General features: G+C 70.2%; 21 protein-coding genes and 1 pseudogene. 16 read left to right on the top strand and 6 right to left on the bottom strand.

Translation table 11 applies throughout. From position 1 onward, the window contains the following. The first annotated feature begins 102 nt into the window (after positions 1-102). Positions 103-636 carry a hypothetical protein gene (locus OH768_RS51030; RefSeq protein ID WP_406464248.1) on the top strand — a complete coding sequence of 178 codons (534 nt, stop codon included), beginning with the start codon at positions 103-105 and terminating at the stop codon, positions 634-636. A gap of 69 nt (positions 637-705) precedes the next feature. Here OH768_RS51030 and OH768_RS51025 read toward each other — a convergent pair whose 3' ends face one another. Next, positions 706-1,284, bottom strand: coding sequence for an ATP-binding protein (locus tag OH768_RS51025; protein WP_406464246.1), 579 nt, complete (start codon positions 1,282-1,284; stop codon positions 706-708). A 198-nt stretch (positions 1,285-1,482) separates the two neighbouring features. Between OH768_RS51025 and OH768_RS51020 the strand changes: the two genes are divergently transcribed. From OH768_RS51020 to OH768_RS51005, 4 genes and pseudogenes are all read left to right on the top strand, one after another. Further along, on the top strand, positions 1,483-1,713 hold the full coding sequence (locus tag OH768_RS51020) for a DUF397 domain-containing protein (RefSeq protein WP_406464245.1): 231 nt from the start codon (positions 1,483-1,485) through the stop codon (positions 1,711-1,713). A gap of 98 nt (positions 1,714-1,811) precedes the next feature. Further along, on the top strand, positions 1,812-2,732 hold the full coding sequence (locus OH768_RS51015; protein WP_406464244.1) for a helix-turn-helix domain-containing protein: 921 nt from the start codon (positions 1,812-1,814) through the stop codon (positions 2,730-2,732). A 125-nt stretch (positions 2,733-2,857) separates the two neighbouring features. Then, positions 2,858-3,574 (top strand): annotated as a pseudogene (locus tag OH768_RS51010) (helix-turn-helix domain-containing protein); the annotation flags it as partial. A 98-nt stretch (positions 3,575-3,672) separates the two neighbouring features. Then, complete coding sequence (locus OH768_RS51005) at positions 3,673-4,212, top strand: AAA family ATPase (protein WP_406464243.1); 540 nt, start codon at positions 3,673-3,675, stop codon at positions 4,210-4,212. An 83-nt stretch (positions 4,213-4,295) separates the two neighbouring features. On the opposite strand, the gene OH768_RS51000 is transcribed toward OH768_RS51005, so the two are convergent. The 4 genes from OH768_RS51000 to OH768_RS50985 form a co-directional block, all read right to left on the bottom strand. Continuing rightward, positions 4,296-5,114 carry an SAM-dependent methyltransferase gene (locus OH768_RS51000; RefSeq protein WP_406465776.1) on the bottom strand — a complete coding sequence of 273 codons (819 nt, stop codon included), beginning with the start codon at positions 5,112-5,114 and terminating at the stop codon, positions 4,296-4,298. Positions 5,115-5,367: 253 nt separating this feature from the next. After that, on the bottom strand, positions 5,368-5,760 hold the full coding sequence (locus OH768_RS50995; RefSeq protein WP_406464242.1) for a hypothetical protein: 393 nt from the start codon (positions 5,758-5,760) through the stop codon (positions 5,368-5,370). 346 nt (positions 5,761-6,106) lie between these two features. Then, positions 6,107-7,543, bottom strand: coding sequence for a carboxylesterase/lipase family protein (locus OH768_RS50990; protein ID WP_406464240.1), 1,437 nt, complete (start codon positions 7,541-7,543; stop codon positions 6,107-6,109). A 63-nt stretch (positions 7,544-7,606) separates the two neighbouring features. Next, positions 7,607-8,893, bottom strand: coding sequence for an MFS transporter (locus OH768_RS50985; RefSeq protein ID WP_406464238.1), 1,287 nt, complete (start codon positions 8,891-8,893; stop codon positions 7,607-7,609). A gap of 140 nt (positions 8,894-9,033) precedes the next feature. On the opposite strand from OH768_RS50985, the gene OH768_RS50980 reads away from it, so the two are divergent. The 11 genes from OH768_RS50980 (at position 9,034) to OH768_RS50930 (ending at position 24,245) form a co-directional block, all read left to right on the top strand. Next, positions 9,034-10,287 (top strand): ROK family protein, encoded by a 1,254-nt coding sequence (locus OH768_RS50980; protein WP_406464236.1) that lies wholly within the window; start codon positions 9,034-9,036, stop codon positions 10,285-10,287. Positions 10,288-10,452: 165 nt separating this feature from the next. Further along, positions 10,453-11,460, top strand: a complete 1,008-nt coding sequence (locus tag OH768_RS50975) for a LacI family DNA-binding transcriptional regulator (RefSeq protein ID WP_406464234.1) — start codon at positions 10,453-10,455, stop codon at positions 11,458-11,460. 245 nt (positions 11,461-11,705) lie between these two features. Further along, a complete protein-coding gene (locus OH768_RS50970) occupies positions 11,706-13,040 on the top strand; it encodes an ABC transporter substrate-binding protein (RefSeq protein WP_406464232.1) in 1,335 nt (444 codons plus the stop codon). A 7-nt stretch (positions 13,041-13,047) separates the two neighbouring features. Next, positions 13,048-13,995, top strand: a complete 948-nt coding sequence (locus OH768_RS50965) for a carbohydrate ABC transporter permease (protein WP_406464230.1) — start codon at positions 13,048-13,050, stop codon at positions 13,993-13,995. 47 nt (positions 13,996-14,042) lie between these two features. Then, positions 14,043-14,849: a carbohydrate ABC transporter permease gene (locus tag OH768_RS50960; RefSeq protein WP_406465774.1), complete on the top strand. Its 807-nt coding sequence runs from the start codon at positions 14,043-14,045 to the stop codon at positions 14,847-14,849. Between the two features lie 29 nt (positions 14,850-14,878). Beyond that, the gene (locus OH768_RS50955) at positions 14,879-17,605 is read left to right on the top strand and encodes an alpha-mannosidase (protein ID WP_406464228.1); all 2,727 of its coding nucleotides are present in this window, start codon (positions 14,879-14,881) and stop codon (positions 17,603-17,605) included. 58 nt (positions 17,606-17,663) lie between these two features. Next, the gene (locus OH768_RS50950) at positions 17,664-20,645 is read left to right on the top strand and encodes a glycoside hydrolase family 2 TIM barrel-domain containing protein (RefSeq protein WP_406464226.1); all 2,982 of its coding nucleotides are present in this window, start codon (positions 17,664-17,666) and stop codon (positions 20,643-20,645) included. A 115-nt stretch (positions 20,646-20,760) separates the two neighbouring features. Then, positions 20,761-22,485 (top strand): MOSC domain-containing protein, encoded by a 1,725-nt coding sequence (locus OH768_RS50945; protein WP_406464224.1) that lies wholly within the window; start codon positions 20,761-20,763, stop codon positions 22,483-22,485. Positions 22,486-22,651: 166 nt separating this feature from the next. Next, entirely contained in the window at positions 22,652-23,059 is a 408-nt protein-coding gene (locus OH768_RS50940; RefSeq protein ID WP_406464222.1) for a hypothetical protein, read from the top strand. A 155-nt stretch (positions 23,060-23,214) separates the two neighbouring features. Continuing rightward, positions 23,215-23,892, top strand: a complete 678-nt coding sequence (locus OH768_RS50935; RefSeq protein WP_406464220.1) for a SigE family RNA polymerase sigma factor — start codon at positions 23,215-23,217, stop codon at positions 23,890-23,892. Next, on the top strand, positions 23,889-24,245 hold the full coding sequence (locus tag OH768_RS50930) for a hypothetical protein (protein ID WP_406464218.1): 357 nt from the start codon (positions 23,889-23,891) through the stop codon (positions 24,243-24,245). The genes OH768_RS50935 and OH768_RS50930 overlap by 4 nt, the downstream gene beginning before the upstream one ends. Here OH768_RS50930 and OH768_RS50925 read toward each other — a convergent pair. Then, a complete protein-coding gene (locus OH768_RS50925) occupies positions 24,223-25,263 on the bottom strand; it encodes a sugar kinase (RefSeq protein ID WP_406464216.1) in 1,041 nt (346 codons plus the stop codon). The two genes, OH768_RS50930 and OH768_RS50925, sit on opposite strands and share 23 nt — an antisense overlap. Positions 25,264-25,266 lie beyond the last annotated feature (3 nt).

The following is a 25,266-nucleotide window of genomic DNA, read 5'->3' as shown; positions in this document are numbered from 1 at the left end:
GGCGGAACAGCGCACGGCGGGACCACCGCCGCTCTTCACCGTTCATGTTCGGTCCCGGCGACCCGAGTTGGGGGCGCGTGGACGTAGGGCTTGAATACGGTCATGGACTCCCCGATATGGGCCGAGCTGTCGGCCGCCGAGCGTTCCGCCGTGGACGGTCTGATCCAGCGGGACCGCCGGCTCGCGGCAGTCGCCCGGGTGCGTGAGGCGTTCCGAGCCGAAGCCAGGCCGGGGCTGTACGAAACGCTGGATGTGGTGGCGGAGCGCTACCGCGAGTTGGGCCGGCGGTTCGAGCGCCGTCCGACTCCACCCCTGGACCTGACGACGCTCACGGAGCAGGTCGAGGCGTTGCCCGGCCGGACGGTGGCCGTCGAGGCGCTGTGGGACGGTGACACCGACGGCTGGTGCGTGCACCTGATGGCGCTCACGGACGCCCCGGTTGCCGAGCACCGGCTCGCCACCATCCGGCACGGCAGTGACCTGCGGCTGTTCAACGGCGCGGTCCCGCCATGGCCCGAGGCGCAAGAAGCGGAGACGGTCGGTCGTGCCCTCGCCGAGCGGTTCGGCGTGCCCTTCCACTTCGCCAGCCCCGACGAGCCCGATATCGACGCCCCGCGCTGGAGGACTGCCTCGTGATGCAGGACGTCCTTCGCTCCCCGCACCCGCGGAGACGACCCAACCCTTGGCGTACAACTGACGTTCAAGCTAGATGCGAGGCCTGGTAGGCAGCATGGCCCAGACAGTCTTGCCCACGGGAACGGTCTTGCCCATTCCGTAGCGCCAGGTCCAGCCCCAGTGTTCGGACAGAGCGTCGATGATGCGCAGGCCGCGGCCGTGCTCAGCCAGGGGATCGCTTGTGTGCGGGTAGACGGGTGCGCTGTCGCTTGCGTCGGTGACGGCGCACATCAGGTGGTTCGGTCGCTGGGTCAGTTTCAACCATGCCTCGGCTTCGCCGTCCGGGGTGTGCGCTGTGGCATGGACGACTGCGTTGGCGGCCAGTTCGGCGACGACGGCGAGGGCGTCGGCGCTGCAGTGGTCCAGCGCCCAGTTGCCGAGCGTGCGACGGGTGAAGTCGCGGGCCCGGACGCATCCCTGCGTGGTGCAGGTGAGGCGCAGTACGGCGGTTCTTGATGTGCCGGGCGACGGCTGTTGGCGGGTGAGACCTCCAGGGCGACGGGCGCCGGGGAGGGCTGCGTGTCTGAGGGTTTCGCGCGGTGTGGTCCGGTCTGGCGATGGCGCAGCCGTGCCGGGTAGCCGGGGCGCCTGATGCGCAGGTAACGACACGACATCTCCCTGATGGGACGTCAACTTGTAGGCTCCAACACGCCGGTTGACGCCACGGGCTATTATCCACAACCGAGAGCGCTTCCGTGCAATTTCACGGGGAATTACACGCACGATGTGGGAGCGCGCGGCACGCACTGCGGTCCCATCCAGTAGATGAGCTCGCAGGCGTGGCGGAACGTGAGCAAGGAGAGTGCGGTGCCATCAGTTTCGAACGGAGTGCGGGCGAGCTCACTGGGCGCCCGCTGGATCAAGAGCCGGCGCAGCACTGCCGAAGGCAACTGCGTTGAGGTGGCCGTCCTGCGCGAGGGGGGTGTCGCGCTGCGCAACTCCCGCGACCCCGACGGCCCGGCGCTCGTCTACACGCCGGCCGAGATGGCCGCCTTCGTGGCCGGCGCGAAGGAGGGCGAGTTCGACCACCTGCTGTGAAGCGGAACCGGTCGTCCCCACTTGGCTGGACGCCTGCAGTGGGAGAGGTCGAGGTGCGATACTGCGGTCTGTCGTCTGCCGGTCTACGGGGAGTCAGGATGTCCGCCGAGTCGCCTCGTATCTCGCATCTCGAAACGTATCTGAACCGGACCGAGCCCGCTCCGACCTTGCTGAAGATGCTGGTCGGTGTCCAGTTGGCGGGAATCCGCGAAGACTTCGGTCTCTCCCAGGACCAGGCGGCGCGTTCAGTGGGCTTCAGTGCGCCGAAGCTGTCGCGTATCGAGTCGGGCAAGGGCCGGCGACCGCCCGCGGAGGCCGACGTCCGCGCGCTGCTGGAGCTGTACAAGACCGACGAGCACGAGGCGCAGGTACTCCTGCAACTGCTGCGGCGCGCCGGTGAGCCGGGATGGTGGCAGCGCTACGACAAGCGTCTGATGCCCGAGTGGTTCGATCGGCTGGTCGGCCTGCAGGAAGCGGCCACGACCATTCGTACCTTCGAAATCCAGTACGTTCCGGGCCTGTTGCAGACCGCGGCCTACACCCGGGCGGTCGTGGAACGCGGTCTGCCCACGGCGCCGACCCGCGAGGTACAGCGCCGCATCGAGCTGCGCACGCGCCGCCGGGAACTGCTGGAGCGCGCGGATGCCCCGCAACTGTGGGCGATCATCGACGAGTCCGTCCTGCTGCGCGTCCTGGGCGGTCGCGAGGTGATGCGCGAGCAGCTCCAGCACCTCATCGACATGGCGCAACTCCCCCAGGTGACCGTGCAGATCGTGCCCCTGGACGTGACGAACGCCTCCGCGCCCGCCATCCCCGTCACCTACCTGCGCTTCGGCGGCCTCGACCTTCCGGACGTCGTGTACCTGGAGCACATCAAGAGCGCCGCCTTCCTGGAAGACCGCGACGAGACCGAGGAGTACCGGCTGGCCCTGGACCGGCTGGGCGACGAGGCACTCAACCCGCGCGAGTCCCTGGTGCGGCTGCGCGACACCATGGAACAGCGCTACCCCGCTCCGTAACCCGGCAAGCGCACCGATCCGAGGGTGCGGCCCTCTCCAGTGCCCTGACCGCGAGGGTTCGCCGGGGTTGGTGGTCATGGCGGTTGGATGTGTAGTGACGTCCGACCTGACCGCTTGGAGGCGCGGTGGCCGAGCCTGTCCGTGTGCGCGGACTGACCGGCCAGGAGGGGCGGAAGCTGCGGCAGATCGTGCGCCGGGGCAGCACCAGCTCGGTGCGCTACCGGCGGGCGATGATGCGGCTGGTCTCGGCCGGCGGGAACCGGGTGCCCGTGATCGCCCAGTTGGTCCAGGCCGACGAGGACACCGTGCGCAATATGATCCACCGCTTCAACGAGGTCGGCCTGACCTGTCCGGACCCTCGGTGGGCGGGAGGCCGTCCCCGCCAACTCAGCCCTGGCAACGAGGACTTCGCCATCCACGGCCACCACCCGTCCGACCGGTCTCGGCCAGCCTTTCACCCGCTGGTCACAGCGCAAACTCGTCGCCTGCCTGCGCAAAGTGCACGGGCGGGTGATCCGCATCGGCCGTGAGGCGTTATGGTGCCTGCTCGCCCGCCGCGGCGTCACCTTCCAGCGCACCAGGACATGGAGGGAGTCCCCGGACCCCGAAAGGAAGCGCACCGACCGGGTGCCGGCCGCCTACCACCGCACCCATGGAGCCCGGTACTGCCACGGCTGCTACTCGGTGGGCGACGACCGCCTGTGGGGCGTGAACCGGCGCAAGAAGGGAGCCGTGAACACGCTCTGGCCGCGTTGAAGTCGATCCGCGCCGCCCATCCCGACGGCGCACCCATCTACGTGATTCCGGACAACCTGTCCGCGCACAAAGGCGCCGGCATCCGCTGGGGCGGACGCCCTCTCAAAGCCGCGGCTTGACCGCAACCCGGCGAACCTGCGCGGTCACAGCGCTGTCCCGCGGTGGTCATGTCTACGCTGGCGGCGTGACATTGGTGTGGGTGACGGGCAATTCAGGGACTGGTAAGTCCACGGTCTGCGGGGTGTTGCGAGCGCGTGGCTACGTTGCGCTCGACGCCGACGAGGACGGGTTCAGTCGCTGGATCGACCGTGCCACGGGCGAGGTTGTGGTGGATCCTCCGTATCCGGTTCCTGGGGGCTGGCTCGACCGATACGGGTGGGCGATCGTCCGTGAGCGCGTTGAGACCCTCGCCGAGGAGTCTCGTTCCCGAATCGCGTTCTTGTGCGGGTCGGCGGAGAACGAGGCAGACGTCCGCGATCTTTTCGATCTCATCGTGTGCCTGGTGATCGACGAGGACACCCTCCGCCACCGGCTCGCGACCCGCACCACGAACGCATTCGGGCAACATCCCGAAGAGCTCGCAGCGGCCCTGAAGTGGAACCCTCGGATGCGAGCAATCCACGAAGGCCGTGGCGCGACGATCATCGACGCGTCCAAGCCGGTGACCGAGGTGGTGGGCAGCGTGATCGACACGGTTCAGGGGCTGACCAAATCCACCCGATAAGCAGAAGTCGCACTTCACCGCATTGCTTATCGGCAGCGCAACCGCCACGGCACCCGCCCCGGCGAACCTATGTGGCCAGAGCACTAGCGGATGCGGCCCACGCCGCCGAACTCGATCCACTCCTGGGTTGCCTGACGGGGAGTCACCTGGCTGTCCGGCCGCCAGGTGGACACCTCCACCAGCCCCGGATCGAGGACGTCCAGGCCCTCGAACCACGCCGCGACGTCCTTCTCCTGGCGTACGCGGCCCCAGCGCCCCTGTGTCGCCTGATCCATGAAGTTGGTCACGAAGTCACGGACCTCGGGATCCTCGCTGACCAGCTGGCACATCACCATGCAGCTGCCGGGGACCAGTTGTTCGGCGACACGGCGCACCACGGCCGGCGGGCCATCGGTGTCACTGTCCGGGATGCAGTGGAAGACCGAGTTGAACAGCAGAGCCACCGGCTGCGAGAAGTCGATCAGGCGCTGAGTGTCGGGGTGGGAGAAGATCCCGTCGGTGTCCCGCAGGTCGGCCTGGATGACGGCCGTACGCTCGTTCTGGTCCAACAGGGCCCGGCCGTGCACCAGGACCATCGGGTCGCTGTCGACATAGACGACGCGGCTGGACGGGTCGATCCGCTGCGCGACCTGGTGCACATTGTCCTGGGTGGGCAGACCTGAGCCATGGTCCAGGAACTGCCTGATGCCGTAGTCGGTGGCCAGCGTCGCGACCACCCGCTGCAGGAAGCGCCGGTTGTTCACCGCCAAGGCACGCGTGCTGGGTACGACCTTGTCCAGCTCCTCGCAGGCCGCCCGGTCAGACGCGTAGTTGTCCCTGCCGCCCAGGTAATAGTCGTACATACGCGCGGCCGTCGGAACCTCGGCATCGATCTTCGTCGACACCTGCTTTTCAGGCTGCATCATTCCCCCAGCTCCGAGCCGCGCCAAGACTGGCCCGGCAGACAATACATCCTAGGTATACGGCAGTTGGCGACACCAGCCCGTCCAGCATGGAGAACCGTGCCGGCCTTCAGCCATGCCACCAGTCTCACGCGGGTTGCCAGAGCTCGAACCTGCGATCCCGCGTCAGCCCTCCTCGGGCGTCAGCCGCGGCGACATGCTGGGCTTCGGGACGGCAGGGGGCACTTGCCACTGTTGAGATTGCGCAGTCGTCTCACTGAGGCTCGAACCCGTCGGCCCGACTCCATCGCAGCGTGGTGTCCCTTCCGAAGACGACCCGTTGCCCGTCGTCGGAGACGGAGGCCCGTTCCCAACCGTCGAAGTTCTTCGTGACGTTGACGCTCCAGTCGGTCAGGTCGACGGTGGCGACGGCCGCGATGGACTCGGTCGGGGGCTCGCCGTCGTAGCAGTAGGGGCCGAAGTCGGCGATCGCCGCGACGGTTCCGTTCTTGGTGCGCAGGTGGATGCCCTGGCATGCGTCGGTCGTGGTGCGGTAGATGACCGTGGGTTCGGTCCAGGCCTTCGCCCGGGGGCTGTAGTGCTGCTCCACCAGCCCTTTGCCCTGGCGGTAGTGCAGGGCCACCCGGCGGCCGTCACCGAGTTTCACCTCGGCGTTGTACGGGCTTGGACTGCCGCTCCAAGGGAGGTCGCTCTTCTGCAGTTTGGAGGCGTAGACCGTGGATTCCGGTGAGGCTGAGGCGCTCCCGGAGCTCCCAGAAGGCTCTTTCACCGGCGCCGAGTTCTGATGCGCGCACGCCGCCACCAAAGTCACAGTAACGAGCACGCCCAGCATCCCTCTGGCCGGCGCCCTCATGCCGGGCTTGTACATACGTGCCTCCCGTCGCCCTGCCGCAGCATAAGGGCGACCTGCACCTGCGCACCGGACCTCCACTGCCGGGCAGGACAGGTCGAAGGGCATACCGACCCGGCCCGGCAGCAGAGGTCCAGCCGGTTCAAGGAGTGGTCGGCGATCCCGTCCAGATACGGCGCTCCGCGCCCAGCGGGTCGTCCAGTGTGTGCGGGGTGGTGTCCCAAGTCATCGTGGTGCGGCGCTTGTTGGTGTAGCGGGGCCACTCGGGGCCCGGGTCGAGGTCCCGGACGAAGGCGACCCAGGCGCCGTGCATCGCGTCGGCGAGGGACTGGGGCGGATGCGGGCCCGTCGCGGCCGTGACGCGCTCGGCGTCGAGGAGGTCGAACGCGAAGGGGATCTCCACACAGTGAGCGGCGCTTCCATAGGTGAAGTGGTAGAGCCAGGTGGGGAGTTCCTGGTGTGCGCGGGCCTCGGCGAGGGCGAGTGAAGGGCCCCGGAAAATCGCGTCGGTCAGGGCCTGGCCCACGCGTTGCGCCGGGTCGTCGTCGGTGTGGAGGGCGGCGTAGGCAGTCGCGGCCTCGGAGGCCAACCCGTGTGCAACCAGCACGGCTTGTACGGCCTCCGCCGGTGCCGAAGCCGGAGTAGTCCCGACCGGCGGATTGAACTCCCGCTGGGTGAAGCCGAGCACCAGCGGGACGGAAGCCGCGCTGCCGTCGGCGAAAGCCTCCGCCACCGGGATCGGGATCAGCTCCCCGTCCGCAAAGGGCGCGTGCGTCAGCCCGGCCTCGGGAGTCGCCAAGGCGTCCTGGAGCGCGAGCAGTTCGTCAACGGTCAGGTCGCGGAGCGCGGACGCGAGCGCGGGGACGCCGGTGCGTTCGGTCAGGCGGGCGGAGTCGGCGAGTGCGTCGCGTCGGTGCTGGGGGGACCTGACCGCGCCGGACTGGGAGATCGCGGCGCGGAAGAGTCCGTGTGCGGCGGGCGTGGCCATCAGGGTCTGCGCGGCGCCACCGCCGGCCGACTGTCCGGCCACGGTGACCTTCGCGGGGTCGCCGCCGAACGCGTCGATGTTGTCGCGTACCCAGGTCAGTGCGGCGATCCAGTCGAGGACGCCACGGTTGTCGGGGGCGTCGTCGAGGTGCAGGAAGCCCTCGATACCGAGCCGGTAGCCGATCGACACGAGGACGATTCCGTCCCGGGCGAAGGCCGAGCCGTCGTACCAGGGACTGGCCGCTGATCCGGCGATGTAGCCGCCGCCGTGGATCCAGACGAGGACCGGCAGGCCCACGCCCGGGTGCGGGTCGGGGGTGAAGACGTTGAGGTTCAGGACGCCGTCGCCCGGTATCGAGGGTTCGGGGATGGTGGTGGGGCCGTCGAGGATGAAGGGGCGGCGTTGCGCGGTGGGTCCGTACCGGGTGGCGTCGAGTGGTTCGGTCCACGGCTCGGGCGGGACGGGGGCGGCGAAGCGGAGGTCGCCGACCGGGGGCTTGGCGTAGGGGATGCCGAGGAAGCGGGCGGTGGCGTGCTGCCACGTCCCGAGGACGGGTCCCTGGGACGTGGCAGCGATCACGGACTGGGGCACGGAGCAACTTCCTTGTGGAGGTGGGCAGTTACGGGCGCTGGCCGAAGTCTCGTGTCTGGCCCGCTACTTGACGCTCTTGATCGGCCGGATGGCGAGGGCGCTGATCAGTACGACGGCCATGGCGAAGACGAACAGGACGCGGTAGCCCGGCAGTTTGTCGGAGCCGGCGGCGAAGGAGGTAATGAGTACGGAGGCGATGATCGGGCCCAGGGCCTGGGGGATGTTGGTGGCGATGTTGAGGATGCCGAGGTCCTTGCCGGCCGCCGAGCCCTTGGGCAGGACCTCGGTCATGAGGGCCATGTCCAGCGACATGTACGTGCCGAATCCCATGCCGCTGACCAGCGCGTAGGCGTACATCGCGGGCAGGGTGGGGCTGAGCAGCGGGATGGCCATGGAGAGGGCGAGCAGGACCGACGCGCCGATCACGAAGATCTTGCGGCGGCCGGTGCGGTCGGAGATCTTCGCGGCCGGGACGGCACCGGCGAGGGTGCCGACGAGGGCGAGGACGGACATCAGCTGCTGGGCGCTGTCCACGGCGTCGCCGTCCAGGCCGACGTAGTCCTGGAGGGCGTAGCGCTGGTAGGTGGCGACGCCCCAATAGCCGAGGATGAAGGTCATGCGGGCCACGAACGCCCAGGCGAAGTCGGGGTGTTGGCGCGGGGAGACCCAGAAGCCGGTGAGGAACTCCCGCCAGGAGAAGGGCTCCGGGGGTTCGGGGCGGGTGCGGTCCCGGTTGAGGAGGACGAAGGCGAGCACCGTCACCAGGACGACGGCCGCGATGACGCCGTAGCCGAGGCCGAGGCGTCCGGCGTAGCGGGCGGCGAGGATCACGCCGAGGGTGGCGCCGAGGTTGGAGCCGAGGCCGACGAAGGCGGAGACGATGCCGAACCGGCGGGGAGCCACGCGGTCGGCCATGACGGCGGTGAGCGGGGCCTGGACCACGTTCAGCAGCACCTGGACGGCGACCCACAGCAGGGTGAGCCAGAGCAGGGTAGTGGCGTGGGAGATGGCCAGCAGGGTGAGAACGGCGCCCACGGCACCGAACAGCATCCAGGGGGTACGGCGGCCGAGACGGCCCCGGGTGCGGTCGGAGATGGCGCCGATGATCGGCTGGGCGAAGAGCGTGACGATGGACGAGGTCATCGTGACCAGCGCGAGGTTCGATTCCTTCGCGGCGGCGTCGAGGTTCTGGATCTGGGTGGGAAGCAGGACGACGACGAGACCGGCGTAGGCGGTGTAGAGAGCGGCGAATCCCGCGCCCATCGACCACATCAGGACGTTGACCTGGGAGCGGCCCAGGGTGTCGTCCGTTCGGGAAGTGGCGGGGGCGGAAGAGGTCGAAGCGGACAAGGACGCCTCCACGGGGACGGACCGGCTTCGTTGCCGGTGTCGGGAGTATGGACTCGTCCATTTATTTATTTCAAGACTCGAAAAAATATATCTTGGCCACCATGACCGGATCACACCGTGCCGGATGCACAATCGTCCGTGTGAACGCCCCCGCCGACTCCGCCGACGTACGACGCCGCAATCTGGCCCTGGTACTGCGCTACCTCGACGCCCACGGCCCCTGCGCCCGTACCGAGGTCGCCGCCGGGACCGGGCTGGTGCACGCCTCCGTCACGGCGCTCGTCGCGGAACTCATCGACCGCGGTCTGGTCCGTGAGGCGGGCTCGGTGCCGTCCGGCGGCCGGGGCCGGCCCCGGCGGCTGCTGCGGCTGGTGCCCGAGCGCGTGGTCATCCTCGCCGCACAGGTGACCCTGGAGTCCGTGCACGTCATAGCGGCCGACTTCCGGGGCCATGTCCTGCACCGCGAGTCGGCGCCGCACCACGCGCCCTACGGCGATCCGCGCGCCCTGGCCGCGGTCATCGGCTGTGTCGCGCGGGCGGCCGAGGCCGCGGTCCGGGACGCGTCACCGGACGCCCATGTCGCCCAACTCACCGTCGCCATGGCCGGACCGGTCGTCGGGCCCGGCCAACTGGTGGCCGCAGCCATCGACTTCGGCTGGCACAGCACCGACCTGCGCGCCCTGGTGGTCGCCGAACTCCCCGGGCTCGACTGCCCGGTCGACGTGGTCAACGACGCCAACATGGCGGCCCTGGCCGAGTACCACGCCCTCGCGGCCGACGGCGTACGACACCCCGAGACCGTCGCCTACATCAAGGCCGACACCGGAGTCGGCGGCGGGCTGCTCGTGGGCGGGCGGGTGCACAGCGGGAGTCACGGCATGGCGGGCGAGATCGGACATCTGCCGATCGCCCTCGACGGTCCCGAATGCCGGTGCGGCACGCGGGGTTGCCTGGCGATGTACATCGGGCCCGAACCCCTCATCCACGCGGCCGGGTTGGACGCCGTCGCCGAGTCGGAGGGAGGCGAGGCGGCGCTTGTCGAGCTGGACCGCCGGCTGCGCGCGGGCGATCCGGACGCGACCGCCGCGCTCGGCGCCGCCGGGCACGCCCTGGGTGCGGCCGTCCTCGGTGTCTGCGGTGTCACCGATGTCGGCGAGGTCATCCTCGGCGGCTACCTCGCCACCTGGGCCAAGTGGCTGCAGCCCGGCATGGACGCCCGCCTGGCCGGGCGCCGCGCCCTGGCGCCGGACACCCAGCCGGACATCACCTTCGGCGTCCTCGGTAGGGAGGCGACGCTGCGCGGCGCGTTCCAGACCTGCCGCGACGCCCTGCTCGACGACCCCACCAGCGTGCCGGCCGTCCCCGCGCCCCCGGTCGGCGTGACGTCCCCGTAGCGGTGCGACCGTCCAGCAGTGGGGCCGTCCCCGCTGCTCGCGGAGCGCCCCGACACCCGCGCCGGCGCCTCCCGCCGGTGGCCGTCGCTTCGTCCGGCCGCCCCGGTACGGGCATACTCGGGCCTTGCGCGCGCACCGGCGTTCGCGAGAAGCGGGAGGTGGGCGATGGTGCTGCCATCAACAGCGGGGGCCGAGCCCCGGAAAATCACGATCAACGACGTGGCCAAGTCGGCCGGGGTGTCCCGGCAGACCGTGTCACGGGCGCTCAACGACAAGGACGAGATCGACGTCGACACCAAGCAGCGGGTGCTCGACGCCGCAAGGGCGCTCGGGTACCGCCCGAGCCGGTTCGCCCGCGGTCTGGTCCGCCAGGACACGATGACGATCGGGCTGGTCATCCCCGACCTGCTCAACCCGTTCTTCACCGAGGTCGCCGCCGCCGCGCTGGAGGCGGCCCGGGCCCGTGGCTGGCAGGTCGTCGTGTACGACACCGGGGACCGGGCGGAGGAGGAACTCGGCACGCTCCAGGTGATCAGTTCCCAAGTGGACGCGGTCATCGGCTACTTCAGCTGTCCCGAGAGCGAGTTGGAGAAGTTCACCCGTGGCATGCCGGTGGTGCTCATCGGCCGGGAGCAGCGGACGCGGTTCAGCGCGATCACGATCGACGGCTCGGAGGGGGTGCACGCCGCGGTCGCGCATCTGGTCGCGCGGGGGCACACCCGGATCGGCATGCTCGACCACCACACCCGCGCCGAGCCGAGCATCCGGCACGAGTGGTTCACCACGGCCGCGGCGGCGCACGGGATCGACCCCGGCCTGGTGGTCGGCGCCGACCAGACCGCCGACGGCGGCGGAGCGGCGCTCAGGGCCATGCTCGCCGCCCACCCCGATGTCACCGCGGTCTTCACGTTCAACGACATCATCGCGCTCGGCGCCCTGCGGGAAGCCCGCCGACTGGGCAGGAACGTCCCGCACGAGCTGGCGGTCATCGGCTTCGACGGCCTGCAGCTCGGCGCGCTGGTCGAGCCCCCGCTCACCAGCGTCGCCCTCGACACACGCGGGCTCGGCGCCCTCGCCATCGAACAGGTCGCGCGACTACTGTCCGGCACGGAGGCGCTGGCCGCCGACGAGCTGGTCGTACGGGGCCAATTGCGGCTCAGTGGCTCCGCCTGAACCGCGCGGGTGCGCATCCGGTCCGAATGTCTTGACACCCCTCGCGCCGGAGCGCAAACTTCCGAACATTCGCAACACACTTGAACAGGCCACTCCACAGGCAGTTCCGTGAGCGCTCACGGGAGCGCTCACGGGGAGACCGCAGACCGCCACAAATGGTGTACCCACTCCAGCAGGCATCCCGCCCGAGGGATCAGCATCGAGCCGCCTAGCACCGCCGCTAGTCGTTGTCTGGAACGGAAACTATGAGCAGCAAAGTCACTCGCTTCCGCCTCGCCGTCGTCGCCGTGGCCGCCAGTGTCGCCGTACTCGCCGGATGCTCGTCATCCTCGCCGTCGGCCAAGACATCCGCGACCTCCTGCGCGCCCGCGAAGGGCAAGGTGACCCTCCAGTACTGGAACACTGTTCCGGGCATGGACAAGGTCGTCGCCCTGTGGAACAAGAAGAACCCGAACATCCAGGTCGAGACGAAGAACATATCCAACGACCAGTACGGCATCCTCAGCAACGCCCTCAAGGCGGGCAAGGCCCCCGACCTCTCCCAGGTCGGCTACGACGAACTCCCCAACCTCCGCACCCAGAGCGCCTTCGTGGACGCGTCGGCCTGCTCCGCGGCCACGGCGGCCAAGTCGAAGTTCGTGCCGTGGACCTGGTCGCAGACCAGCTTCGGCAACACCGGCGTGTTCGCCCTGCCGCAGGACACCGGCCCGATGGCCCTCTACGTCCGCAGCGACATCTTCAAGAAGTACAACATCGCGATCCCCACGACCTGGGACGAGTACGCGGCCGCCGCGGCGAAGCTGCACAAGGCGGACTCGAAGCTCGACATCACGTTCTTCGACCCGAACAACGCCGAGTGGTTCAACGGGCTCCTCTGGCAGAACAACGCCCAGATGTACAGCTACTCCGGCAACAAGTGGCAGGTCACGGTCGCCTCCGACCAGAGCAAGCAGGTCGCCGACTACTGGCAGAAGCTGATCGCCGGCAAGTTCGTGCGCACCGACCTCGCCAATGGTTCGACGCAGATGTACGCGGCGTACCAGAAGGACCAGATCGCCAGCTACGTCGGCGCCGCCTGGGGCTACAGCATGTTCCGCGACAACCTCCCCAAGCAGGCCGGCAAGTGGACGATCGTCCCGATGCCGACGTGGGGTTCGGACGGCGCCTCCGGTGACTGGGGCGGCTCCACCGTCGCGTTCATGAAGGGCAGCAAGCACCTCTACGAGTCGGTCGAGTTCAACACCTGGCTCAACACCGACCCGGAGGCCCTCGCGCTGGAGAACCAGCTGGGCGGCCTGTACCCGGCGGCCAACGCCGGGCTCCAACTCCCCGCGCTGTCCAAGGGAGTTCCGTACTACAACAACGAGAAGATCTTCGACGTCTTCGCCGACTCGTCCAAGAAGATCAACACCAGTTTCGCCTGGGGCCCGACCCAGAAGACGGTGAACCTGGCGCTGCAGGACGCGATGGCCAAGGCGGCGGCCGGGAGCGGCACGCTCTCCGACGCCCTGTCGGCCGCGCAGGCAGCCGCGCTGAAGTCGATGAAGGATCAGGCGATCCCGGCAGCGGCGGGCAAGTGACCGCACGATGACCGACATCGCGACCCGCGCGACGCGTCGGGTGGCGTCACCCGGGGGCCGTCGCCGTCTCAACGGCGGCGGCCCCCGGGCGGGCACCATCTTCGCGTTCGTGATCCCCTTCTTCCTCCCGTTCGTGCTCTTCTACCTGGTGCCGGTCGGCTACGCGCTCTGGCAGAGCGTCCGCGTCGTGCGCCGCACCGGCGGGCAGTACGGCACCTCGTACACGACGTTCGGCGGTTTCGAGCAGTACACGAAGGTCTTCCAGAACGACGAGTTCTGGTCCAGCGTCGGCCGCATCGGACTCTTCGGCATCGTGCAGGTGCCGGTGATGCTGTTCGTCGCCCTGGTGATCGCGCTGCTGCTCGACACTCCCCTGTTGCGGCTCAAGTCGGTGTTCCGCATCACCGCGTTCATGCCGTACGCGGTACCCGGTGTCATCGCCGCGATCATGTGGTCGTACCTCTACTCGCCCCAACTGAGCCCCGTCGTGGACCTGTTGAACGGCATCGGACTCAAGCCCGACTTCCTCGGGCCGGGAGCGGTGCTGTGGTCGGCGGCGAACATCTCGACGTGGCTGTGGACCGGCTACAACATGCTGATCATGTTCTCGGCGCTGCAGTCGATCCCGCAGGAGCTGTACGAGGCCGCCAAGCTGGACGGCGCGAGCAACTGGACCATCGCCTGGCAGATCAAGGTTCCGATCATCGCCCCGTCGATCATCCTCACGACGGTGTTCTCGATCATCGGCACGCTCCAGCTCTACGCCGAGCCGGCCGTGCTGCGGCAGATCTCCTCGAACATCTCCAGCACGTTCACGCCGAACATGCTGGCGTACGCGGTGGCCTCCGGGAACAACTACCAGCAGGCCGCGGCGATCTCCGTGGTCATCGCCGTCATCACCTTCGTCCTGAGCTTCGGGTTCATGCGACTGACCTCGAAGAGGGCCGGCCTGTGAGCAAGCAAACCGTGAACCGTGAGAGCCAGGTCAGCCGTACGGCCTCCATGGCCCTGATGCTCCTTCTGGCGATCTACTTCCTGCTGCCGATCTACTTCCTGATCGTCGCGGCCACCAAGCCGCAGGGCGACCTCGCCGCCACCAACGGCCTGACGTTCTCGCACTTCAACCTGTTCGAGAACCTGCGCGTCCTGTTCAGCCGCAGCGACGGCATCTTCGGCAAGTGGATCGTCAACACCGTGATCTACGCGGTGTTCGGCGCGGTCGTGGGGACGCTGATCTCCGCGCTGTGCGGCTACGCGCTCGCCAAGTTCCAGTTCCGCGGGCGGGAGTTCCTGTTCTGCGTCATCCTCGGCGGCGTCCTCGTCCCCACCACCGCGCTCGCCCTCCCGCTGTTCCTGCTGTTCTCGGCGACCGGGATCGTCAACACGTACTTCGCGGTGTTCCTGCCGAGCATCGTGAGCCCGTTCGGCGTCTATCTCGCCCGGATCTTCGCCAACGCGGCCGTCCCGCAGGAGCTGTTGGAGTCGGCGCGGCTGGACGGCGCCGGTGAGTTCCGCACGTTCTTCTCGGTGGCCTTCAAGCTGATGACACCGTCGCTGGTGACGATCTTCCTGTTCCAGTTCGTCGCCATCTGGAACAACTTCTTCCTGCCGATGGTGATGCTGCAGAAGGAGTCCCTCTTCCCGATCACGCTCGGCCTCTACGAGTGGAACGGCCAGACCGCCCGCGCCCCGCTCCTCCAGGAGTCGGTGATCACCGGCTCGCTGGTGTCGATCGTGCCGGTGATCATCCTGTTCATCCTGCTCCAGCGGTTCTGGCGCACCGGACTCGCCGCCGGTTCCCTCAAGTGACCGCCCCCGCACAGAAGGTGCCACCCGTCATGAGCGACTCCGCTGTCTTCGTGCCCCATTTCCACTGGGACCGGGAGTGGTACGAGCCCTTCCAGGTATTCCGGCACCGGCTCGTCGCCGCCCTCGACACCGTGCTGGAGACGGCGGAGACGGACCCGGAATTCCGGTTCACCGTCGACGGTCAACTGGCGGCGATCGAGGACTACTTGGAGATGCGGCCGGAGAACCGCGACCGTGTCGCCGCCCTGGTCCGCGAGGGCCGGCTCGCCATCGGGCCGTGGCTGATCCTGCTCGACGAGTTCCTCTGCTCCGGCGAGACCATCGTCCGCAACCTCCAAATGGGCTGGGCCGCCGCCGAAGGACTGGGCGGCGCGATGCCGGTCGGCTATCTGCCGGACATGTTCGGCCACATCGCGCAGATGCCGCAGATCCTGGCGCGGGCCGGCATCGAACACGCGGCGCTGTGGCGCGGGGTGCCCGGCTCCGTCGACGGCCACGCCTTCAACTGGCGTGCGCCGGACGGCTCCCAGGTCCGTACCGAGTTCCTCTTCGACGGCTACGACAACGGCCTCGACGTCCTGCTGGTCCCGGAGCAGATCGGCCGCGCGCTGGGCGACTACGCGGAGATGACGGCCGAACGGTGGGGCGGCGACCCGGTGTTGGCGATGGCCGGCACCGACCACAACGCGCCCGACCCCCAACTCGCGTCCTGGCTGCGGAAGGCCTCCGGCGAGGGGCGTGCCATCACCGTCGCCACGCTCGACGAGTACCTCCGCAAGCACGTCCGTGACGAAGTGTCCGCCGTCGTCACGGGTGAACTGCGCAGCCATGTGCGCGGCAACATCCTGCCGGGCGTGCTGTCGGTGCGGCTCGGGCTCAAGCAGCGGATGGCGCTCGCCGAGCGCACGATCGACCACGCCGAGCGCATGAACGCGCTGTGGTCCCGGCGCGACGACTCTCCGTTCCTCCGCCTCGCCTGGCACAAGATCATCGAGTCGACCGCGCACGACTCGGTCGTCGGCTCCGGCACCGACGAGACGTGCGACCAGGTCGCCGCCCGCCTCGCCGAAGCCGCGCAGACAGCCCGTGCCGTACGGAACGCCGCGCTCGCCGAGCCCGCCGCCCTGGTGCCGAGCGACGGCCATCTGGTCGCCAACCCGCTGCCCTTCGACCGTACGGCGCTGGTCGAGGTGGACGTCGTGGCCCCGCCCGAGGGAACCGCGCTCCTCGCGACCGCCGCCGACGGCTCGACGGCCCCGGTGCAGATGATCTCCCAGGCGCCGACGGTCCTCAGCGACGAGCACATGGACGCCTCGCAGTTGGAGCGCGTGCTGCGCCGTATCCACCGCCGCGAACTGTTCGGCCGGCTGATCGACCACTACGAACTCACCGCCGGCGAACTCGTCTTCCACCTCGCCGAGGTACCGACGAGCGGCCCCTTCGACCTGCTGATCCTGCGCCGCGAGGTCGCCGCGGCAGCCGCGGCACATCCCGGTGAGTGGCGGGTGCTGACGCTGGAGGAGGCCCGGGCCACCGCGCTCGTACCCGTGCACGTTCCCGCCTCCGGGCTGGCGAGCTTCCGGGTCGAGCCGAGCGAAACCACCGCTTCGACCGCGTCCGTCCCCGCCACGGCGACGGACCGCACCCTCTCCAACGGCCTGGTCGAGGTCATGGTCGCCGCCGACGGCGCCCTGGACATCACCGGGCCCGACGGCACCGTGCTGTACGGCGTGGGACGCCTGGTCGACGGCGGTGACCGGGGCGACAGCTACAACTACGCTCCCCCGGCGCAGGACGTCCTCGTCCCGGAGCCCACGGAGATCACCGTCGAGGTGCTCGAAACCGGCCCGCTGCGCTCGCGGTTGAGTGTCACGCGGGTCTACGAGTGGCCCGCCGCGCTCTCCGCCGACCGCGATGTCCGCGCCGACCGGACTGTGTCCACGCCGGTGGAGACGCTGGTGGAAGTGCGTGTGGGTGAGTCGTTCGTGCGGGTCTCCACGTCCTTCCTGAACCAGTCCGCCGATCACCGGCTGCGTTTCCATGTGCCGCTGCCCGAGCCGGTGACCACGTCCGCGTCCGCCGGGCAATTCGCCGTCACCGAGCGCGGGTTGACCGCCGAGGGCGGCTGGGGCGAGTATCCGCTCCCGACCTTCCCGGCCGGTTCGTTCGTGTCGGCGGGCGCCGCCACCGTCCTGCTCGACCACTCCAGCGAGTACGAACTCGTCGGCGACGGCTCCGAACTCGCGATCACACTGCTGCGCGCGATCGGCTCGATCAGTGTCAACATCCATCCCCTGCGCGACGAACCGGCGGCGAGCGAGATCCCGGTACCCGGTGCGCAGGATCTCGGGATGCGGATCGAGAACCGGTTCGGCGTCGTGCCCTCGGCGTCCGGCTGGCGTGGTGCACACGCGGTGGCACTCTCCGAGGAGTTCCGTAACGACGTCCTGGTGACTCGCGGAACCGGGCCCGCCGGGCGTCAACTGCCGCCGGACACCACCGGGTTGCGGGTCGACGGGAAGGACGTCCTCGTGTCGGCCGTCCGCCGTGTCGGCGGCGACCACGCTCAAGGCGCCGGCACCGAGGTGCGGTTGACCGCGATGCGCGACACCCCGTCCACGGTTCGCCTGACGGGGTCCTTCACCGAGGTGACGACCGTCGATCTGCTGGGCCGGCCGCTCTCCCGCACCCCGGTCGCCGACGCGCTCGAACTCGACCTCGGTCCGTGGGAGATCCACACCGTCGTACTCCGGTAGACCGCCATGATCGAATGCAATACGCCCCGCTCTGCTCTCATGAAAGCGTTGTGACCTCTTGCTCCCCGAGTTCTCCCCCCATGTTTCCGACCTCGCACCCGGTCGTGGTGCCCTGCGCCCGGCGCGCTCGTGGCTGCACTCCGACGCGATGTCCCTTTCCCTGAACGGGTCCTGGCGTTTCCGCCTGTCCCCCACGGCGTCGGCGGCGGAGGACTTCACGGCCGACGGCTTCGACGACCACGGCTGGGACAGCATCCTCGTGCCCGCGCACTGGGTGCTGGAGGGTGATGGCGCGTACGGCCGCCCGATCTACACCAACATCCAGTTCCCGTTCCCGATCGACCCGCCGTACGTCCCGGACGAGAACCCGACCGGCGACTACCGCCGTACCTTCGACGTGCCCGCCGACTGGTCGGACGCGGAGCGGATCGTGCTGCGCTTCGACGGTGTCGAGTCGCTGTTCCGGGTGTGGGTCAACGGGGTGGAGGTCGGCGGCGCGAGCGGCAGTCGGCTGGCCCATGAGTTCGATGTGACGTCCGCGGTGCGGCCCGGCGAGAACGTGGTCGCCGTGCGGGTGCACCAGTGGTCGGCGGCCAGTTATGTCGAGGACCAGGACCAGTGGTGGCTGCCGGGCATCTTCCGCGATGTCACCCTGGTCACCCGGCCGGCCGGGGGCATCGAGGACGTCTGGCTGCGGACCGGTTTCGACGACGGGCACGGCCGGGTCGAGGCGGAGATCACCGCCGACGCCACGGCGTTCCCGGTCACCCTGCGCATCCCCGAACTGGGCGTGGAGCAGGTCTGGGCGACGCCGGCAGACGTGACACCCGTCGACATCGCCTCCGTGGAGCCGTGGTCCGCCGAACAGCCACGCCTCTACGACGCCACCGTGTCGACGGCCGCGGAGACCGTCACCCTGCGCGTGGGCTTCCGTACGGTCGAGATCCGCGGGGACCAGTTCCTGGTCAACGGGCGCCGGGTCGTGTTCCACGGCGTGAACCGGCACGAGACGCATCCGGAGCGCGGCCGGGTCTTCGACGAGGCGCACGCCCGCGAGGACCTCGGCCTCATGAAGCGGTTCAACGTCAACGCGATCCGCACCAGCCACTACCCGCCGCATCCCCGGCTGCTGGACCTCGCCGACGAGCTCGGGTTCTGGGTGATCCTGGAATGCGACCTGGAGACGCACGGCTTCGACAAGGTCGGCTGGACCGGCAACCCCAGCGACGACCCGGCCTGGCGCGAGGCGTATCTCGACCGTGTCGAGCGCACCGTCGAGCGCGACAAGAACCACCCCAGCATCGTGATCTGGTCGCTCGGCAACGAGGCGGGCACCGGCAGCAACCTCGCCGCCATGTCGGCGTGGGTCCACGCCCGCGACGCCGAACGCCCGGTGCACTACGAGGGCGACTACACCGGCGAGTACACCGACGTCTACTCCCGTATGTACGCGTCCGTGCTGGAGACCGAGCAGATCGGCACCGACGGCTCGCGCGCCCCGCTGCTCAACTGCACACCCGCGCAGGGCGCCCGGCAGCGCACCAAGCCGTTCCTGCTGTGCGAGTACGCGCACGCGATGGGCAACGGGCCTGGCGCGTTCGACCAGTACGAGGCGCTGGTGCACGAACACCCGCGTCTGCACGGCGGCTTCGTCTGGGAGTGGCGCGACCACGGCATCCTGGCCACGGCCCCGGACGGGACGCCGTACTACGCGTACGGCGGTGACTTCGGTGAGGTCATCCACGACGGCAACTTCGTGATGGACGGCATGGTGTTGAGCGACGGCAGTCCGACGCCCAGCCTGCACGAGTTCAAGGCCGTCGTGGCGCCGGTGGACTTCGCGTTCGACGGCGACAAGGTCGCGATCACCAATCTGCGGCATACGGCCGACACGTCCGACCTGCGGTTCCGCTGGCGCGTCGAACATGACGGAGTGCCGATGGATTCGGGGGAGTTGGAAGTCCCCCGTGTGGAGGCGGGCGACTCGGGGTGGGTGTCGCTGCCGCCCGTCGCGGTGTCACCGGACGCCGAGACCTGGCTGACGATCGACGCGGAGCTGGCGCGCGACACGGCGTGGGCGTCCGAGGGTCATGTGGTGGCAACTGCCCAGCTGGACCGCTCGGTTCGCCGTCCGGTGCCCGGTGTCCGGCCCCGCACCGGCTGGCGGCCCGGCGACGGAACACTCACGCTCGGTATCGCCGAGTTCGTCGGCGGATCCCTCGTGCGCCTCGGCGAACGTGCCGTATCGGGGCCCCGGTTGGAGCTGTTCCGCGCGCCGACCGACAACGACAAGGGTGCGTGGGGCGAGGTCGAGGAGAGCGACGCGAGCGTCTCGGGGGTGTCCAACGCCGAGCTGTGGCTCCGCGACGGACTGGACCGGCTGACCTCGCGACGGGTGTCCGTGGAGCAGACCGTGGACGCGCTGCGCACGGTCGACAAGGTCTCGGCCGCCGACTCGCGGCTGTCGGTGCTGGTGGAGTCGGTCTGGTCGCGGGAGAGCGACGGCGAGGTGGAACTGCGGGTGGAGATCCAGCCCTCGCACGGCTGGCGGACGGTGTGGCCGCGCATCGGGGTGCGTTTCGAGCTGCCCGACGGCACGGCTCCCGTCGACGGCGCCCAGTGGTTCGGCCTGGGCCCGCTGGAGTCCTACCCCGACAGTCTGCGCGCGGCGCGCACCGGCCGGTTCGCCGCCGGTATCCGTGACCTCTCGGTCGAGTACGCGCGGCCCCAGGAAACGGGACACCGTTCCGCTGTGCGCCGGCTGGCGCTGACGACCGGCGACACCGAAGCGCTGCGGGTCGAGGCGCTGGCCGACACGCAGGGCCGCCGTCCCGGCTTCACGCTGAGCCGCCACACCCCGCAGGAGATCGCCCGGTCCGGCCACCCGTTCGAACTGCCGCGTTCGACGTCGAGCCACCTGACCGTCGACGCCGCCCAGCACGGCCTCGGCTCACGGGCCTGCGGCCCTGACGTGTGGCCCGCGTTCGCGCTGCGCCCGGAAGCCCGCACGATCAGGCTCCGGATCACGGCACCGAACTAGGCCGCGTACTGGGGGTGCGGTCTCGCACGGCGGCGACCGCACCCTCAGTATGGGAGGAGACGACTGCCGTCCCGGGTGCGACCGTGCCGGTCGTCCCCGTGGGAAGGAGTTCCCCGTGCCCACCCTGCTGTCGGTGAATGTCGGGATGCCGAAGGACGCTCCTTGGGAGGGCAGGACCGTCCGCACCGGTGTGTGGAAGTACCCGGTGCAGGGCCCGGCGATGGTCCGCCGCCTCAACATCGACGGCGACGGCCAGGGCGACACCGCCGGTCACGGCGGCGAGCAGCGGGCCGTGCTCGTCTACCAGATCCAGTCGTACCGGCACTGGCAGCGGCACTTCGGCCGCGCCGACCTCGGCTACGGCCAGTTCGGCGAGAACCTCACCGTGGACGGCATGCGCGACGACGAGGTCTGCATCGGCGACCGGTACCGCATCGGCGAGGCCGAGTTCGAGGTCACCCAGCCGCGCGTCACCTGCTACCGGGTCGGTATGCGCTTCGGCGAACCCGAGCTGGCCGCCCTGCTGGTGAGCCATCACCGCCCCGGCTTCTACATGCGGGTCGTGCGCGAGGGGCATGTGCAGGCCGGCGACCGGATCGTACGGACCAGGACCGGTCCGGGCGCGCTGAGCGTGGCCGAGACGGACGCGCTGCTCTACCTGCCGGGCCGCGACCCCGCCAAGCTGCGGCTCGCCCTGGACGTGCCCGCGCTGAGCCCCGGTTGGCAGGGATCCTTCCGCGAACTGCTCGCCGAGGCCGACGATGCGCGGCCCGCCGCCCGTCCGGCCTGGGACGGTTTCCGCGCGCTGCGGGTGACGGACGTGACCGCCGAGAGCACGACGGTCACCTCGATCCGGCTGGCCGACCCGGACGGCTCCCCGCTCCCGGCCGCCCGCGCGGGCCAGTACCTCACACTGCGCGTCCCCACCACGACCGGCCCCGCCCCGGTGCGCAGCTACTCACTCTCCGCCGCGCCCGACGCCGGCAGCTACCGGATCAGCGTCAAACACGAACCCCACGGCACCGCCAGCGGCTATCTGACCACGCGGCTACGGCCCGGTGCGGACCTCCAAGTCGCCGCGCCCCGCGGTGAGTTCGTGTACGCCGAAGGCAGCGCGCCGGTGCTCCTGGTCTCCGCCGGTATCGGCCTGACGCCGGTGCTGTCCATGTTGCACGCGCTCGCCGTCCGGAAGAGCGAACGGGAGGTCTGGTGGATCCACGGTGCCCGCGGTCCCCGCGAACACCCCCTCGCGGCCGAGACACACGACCTGCTCGCCTCGCTGCCGCACGCGCACGAGTACGTCTTCTACAGCGCGGCCGCACCCGAGGAACGCCGGCGTGCCCATGCCGCGCCGGGGCGCCTCACGAAGGACAGGCTGATCGCGCTGTCCGTCCCGGCCGACGCGACCGCCTATGTCTGCGGTCCCGCCCCCTTCATGGCCGACATGCGGCAGGCCCTCACCGAAGCCGGCATCGACCCGGCGTACATCCACACCGAACTGTTCGGGGCACTCACCGCCATCAACCCCGGCCTCACCGGGCAGTCCGCCCGATCACCCCACCAGCCCCCGGGACCGCCCGGCACCGGCCCGACGGTGACCTTCGCGCGCAGCGGCCTCACCGTCCCGTTCGACGACGGCAGGCGCAGTGTGCTCGAACTCGCCGACGCCTGCGACGTCCCCACCCGCTGGAGCTGCCGCACCGGCGTCTGCCACACCTGCGTGACGCCCCTGCTGTCCGGCACGATCACCTACTCCCCCGAACCGCTCGAAGCACCGGCCGCCGGTGAGGTCCTCATCTGCTGTGCCCGGCCCGGGACGGACCTCGTCCTCGACATGTAGGGCCGACGCGGACTCGTCGTAGAAAAGATTCTTCCGACCTGCAACCTCGATGCGGTCGGAACGTCTGTCCGGGTGGAGGCGCCTCCGAGCCAGGGCCTTCGCCACGGGAAGCCACCTGTGGCGGCGGCCCGACAGACCATTCACCATCGACGATTCGAGGAATCACATGTCTGCAGGTCACACCGCCCGCCGCAGCCTCCGCGCGGGCCGGGTACGGATCGCCCTGGGCGTCACCGGCGCCGCCGCCGCGCTCGCCATCGGCAGCTCGGTCACCGCCCACGCCGACAACTCCGCACCCGCCCCCAAGCCGGTGCCCAGCCAGGTGACGCACCCCGGCGTGTGCCCGGAGCCGGAGCCGGTCGACGCGGTGCCGGGCGGGAACGACACCACGTTCAAGGGCAAGCAGGTGTCCTACACGTTCAGCAGCGGCGACCCGGTCGACGCGGTGCCCGGCAACGACTGCGCGGTGCCGGTCCCGGACGGCGGTGACCCGGTCGACGCCGTGCCCGGCGGGAACGACACCACCCCGGACCACGCCGCACGGGAAGCCAAGCCCGCTCCCGCCGAGCGGTGACGGAGCAGGACCACGCGGCCGGGCGCCGCTGATCGGCCGCGGGCCGTTCGGTGGCCCGTGCCGAGGTGGAGCCGCCGGGTCCCTGCCCGGCGGCTCCGCCGCCCGTCCGGTCGTTCCGGGCGGTGAGTACGAAACCCATGATGTCCGGGAGATCCATGAAGGCAGCGACGACCCTGGCCGCTCCGGCCCACGGCGGGCCCACGGGCACGTACCGGCCCCTGTGTTCCCCGGCTCCCACCTGGGCCGACGCACTCCGCCGGGCGGTGCGGCGGCTGGTGCGGGAGTCGACCCCGGGCGCCCGGCCCCCGACGGTGTCGGCCCCGCCGGCCGTCCCCGCCGACTTCGGCGAACCCGGCATCGACGAGCTCTACGCGCACCGCCGCCTGGAACTGGTCCGGCTGGCCCTGCTCCTGGTGGACGACCTCCCGACGGCGGAGGACGTGGTGCAGGACGTCTTCGCGGCGCTCTACCGCCGCCACGGGGAACGGCTGACCGGCCTGGACAACCCCGACGCGTACCTGCGGACGAGCGTGGTCAACACCTCGCGCTCGGTCCTGCGCCGCCGTCGTACCGTACGAGCCCATGTCCCCGAACGCGCGGGGCACGCGCCCTCGGCCGAGGAACCCGTGCTGCTGCGCGAGGAGCACGGGGAAGTGATCGCCGCCCTGCACCGGCTGACCCGGCGGCAGCGCGAAGTGCTGGTCCTGCGGTACTGGTCCCATCTCAGCGAGGCGCAGATCGCCGACACGCTGGGGCTGTCCCGCGGTGCGGTCAAATCCACGGCGAGCCGGGCGCTGGTCGCCCTGCGCAGAGAGTTGGAGGCTCCCCGATGATCGAACAGGACCTCGGTTCCGGTGTCCCGCCGGACTCCGTCGAACAGCGGCTGCGCGACGCCCTGCGCGCCCGGGCCGACTCCGTCGACCTGTCCGCGCTGCGCCCCGCCGTCCCGCCGACCGCACGGGCCCGGTTCCGTCTCACGGCCCTCATGCCCGTCCGCCGTACCGCCCTCGCGCTGCTGGTCGTGGCCGCCGCGGTGGTCGGCGTCCTGTTCGCGGCGACGCACCTGGACCACAGGACGCCGGTCGGGCCCGCGCGCCCCCCATCGGTGTCGCCCACCCCCGGTGACATGAACGCCAGCCCCGACGCTCCCGGATCGAACCCGGTCACCGCGGTACCGCATCCCTGACCGGGACGGCCAACTGCCCTGCCCCTGCGGCCCATTCGTCGGCCGGAAGTGCGAGGAGCCGCTCGATCCGGGCGCTGTCCGGCAAGGGGCCGTGGTCAGCCGTCACCTTCAGTGCCGACGCGGCCGTGATGTGTCCCAGCCGCAGCGCGCGCTCCATGCCTCCGCCGCGCAGCAGGCCGGTCAGCACTCCGGCGGCGAACGCGTCGCCCGCGCCGACCGGCTCCACCACGTCCGTGCCCAGCGCGGGCACGGTCCATCTGCCGTCCGCGCCGAAGGCGACTGCCGCGTGCCCGCCGTCCTTGACGACGAGGAGGCGCGGGTGGGGCAACAGCCTTCGTACGTCGGCCGGTTCGAGGTCCGCGCCCCAGAGTTCCTGTGCCTCGTCGAGCCCGACGAAGGTGATGTCGGCCCGGTCGGCCAGATCGCGCAGCACGGTGGCGGCCGTGTTGGGCGGCCACAGCGCGGGACGGTGGTTGACGTCGAAACTGATGGCGTACGGCCGTTCGTCGGCCGGGACGGCGAGCGCGGTGGCCACCAGGCTCCGGCAGGACGGGGACAGTGCCGCGGTCACTCCCGTGAGATGGAGGACGGAGGCCGACCTGAGCCGGTCGTCGTCGAGTACGTCGGGGCCCATGGCCGAGGCCGCGGAGTTGCCGCGGTAGTAGTGGACGCGGGTCCGGTCGCCGGTCGGCTCCTTCACGAGCAGGCCGGTGGGCCGCTCGGGGTCGCGGCGCACTCCGCCGACGTCGACTCCCGCCGCGCCGACCTCGGCCAGCACCCGCCGGCCCAGCGCGTCGTCCCCCACAGCCGAGAGCCAGGACACGGGGATGCCCAGGTCCGCCAGGTACATGGCCACATTCGACTCCGCGCCGGCCACCGACACCCGCAGGTCGTCGGCGTTCTCCAGCGACGCGGACGGCGCGGGCGCCAGGGCGGCCATGGTCTCCCCGATGCAGACCACCGTCCCCTCGCCCCCGCCGACTCCGACGGCGACCGCTCGGGCGTCTTCAAGATCCATGTG

Source organism: Streptomyces sp. NBC_01622 (assembly GCF_045209635.1).
Lineage (GTDB): Bacteria > Actinomycetota > Actinomycetes > Streptomycetales > Streptomycetaceae > Streptomyces.
The sequence above is the reverse complement of the archived record's forward strand: the minus strand, read 5'-3'. Positions and strand labels throughout refer to the sequence as shown.

Excerpts from the sequence above, each read along its gene's own strand:
- OH768_RS50930 (WP_406464218.1), top strand. The coding sequence starts at position 23,889 with ATGATCGAACAGGACCTCGGTTCCGGTGTCCCGCCGGACTCCGTCGAA.
- OH768_RS50975 (WP_406464234.1), top strand. The coding sequence starts at position 10,453 with ATGGTGCTGCCATCAACAGCGGGGGCCGAGCCCCGGAAAATCACGATC.
- OH768_RS50935 (WP_406464220.1), top strand. The coding sequence starts at position 23,215 with ATGAAGGCAGCGACGACCCTGGCCGCTCCGGCCCACGGCGGGCCCACG.
- OH768_RS50965 (WP_406464230.1), top strand. The coding sequence starts at position 13,048 with ATGACCGACATCGCGACCCGCGCGACGCGTCGGGTGGCGTCACCCGGG.
- OH768_RS50970 (WP_406464232.1), top strand. The coding sequence starts at position 11,706 with ATGAGCAGCAAAGTCACTCGCTTCCGCCTCGCCGTCGTCGCCGTGGCC.
- OH768_RS50940 (WP_406464222.1), top strand. The coding sequence starts at position 22,652 with ATGTCTGCAGGTCACACCGCCCGCCGCAGCCTCCGCGCGGGCCGGGTA.
- OH768_RS50925 (WP_406464216.1), bottom strand. The coding sequence starts at position 25,263 with ATGGATCTTGAAGACGCCCGAGCGGTCGCCGTCGGAGTCGGCGGGGGC.
- OH768_RS51015 (WP_406464244.1), top strand. The coding sequence starts at position 1,812 with ATGTCCGCCGAGTCGCCTCGTATCTCGCATCTCGAAACGTATCTGAAC.
- OH768_RS51000 (WP_406465776.1), bottom strand. The coding sequence starts at position 5,114 with ATGCAGCCTGAAAAGCAGGTGTCGACGAAGATCGATGCCGAGGTTCCG.
- OH768_RS50960 (WP_406465774.1), top strand. The coding sequence starts at position 14,043 with ATGGCCCTGATGCTCCTTCTGGCGATCTACTTCCTGCTGCCGATCTAC.
- OH768_RS51030 (WP_406464248.1), top strand. The coding sequence starts at position 103 with ATGGACTCCCCGATATGGGCCGAGCTGTCGGCCGCCGAGCGTTCCGCC.
- OH768_RS50955 (WP_406464228.1), top strand. The coding sequence starts at position 14,879 with ATGAGCGACTCCGCTGTCTTCGTGCCCCATTTCCACTGGGACCGGGAG.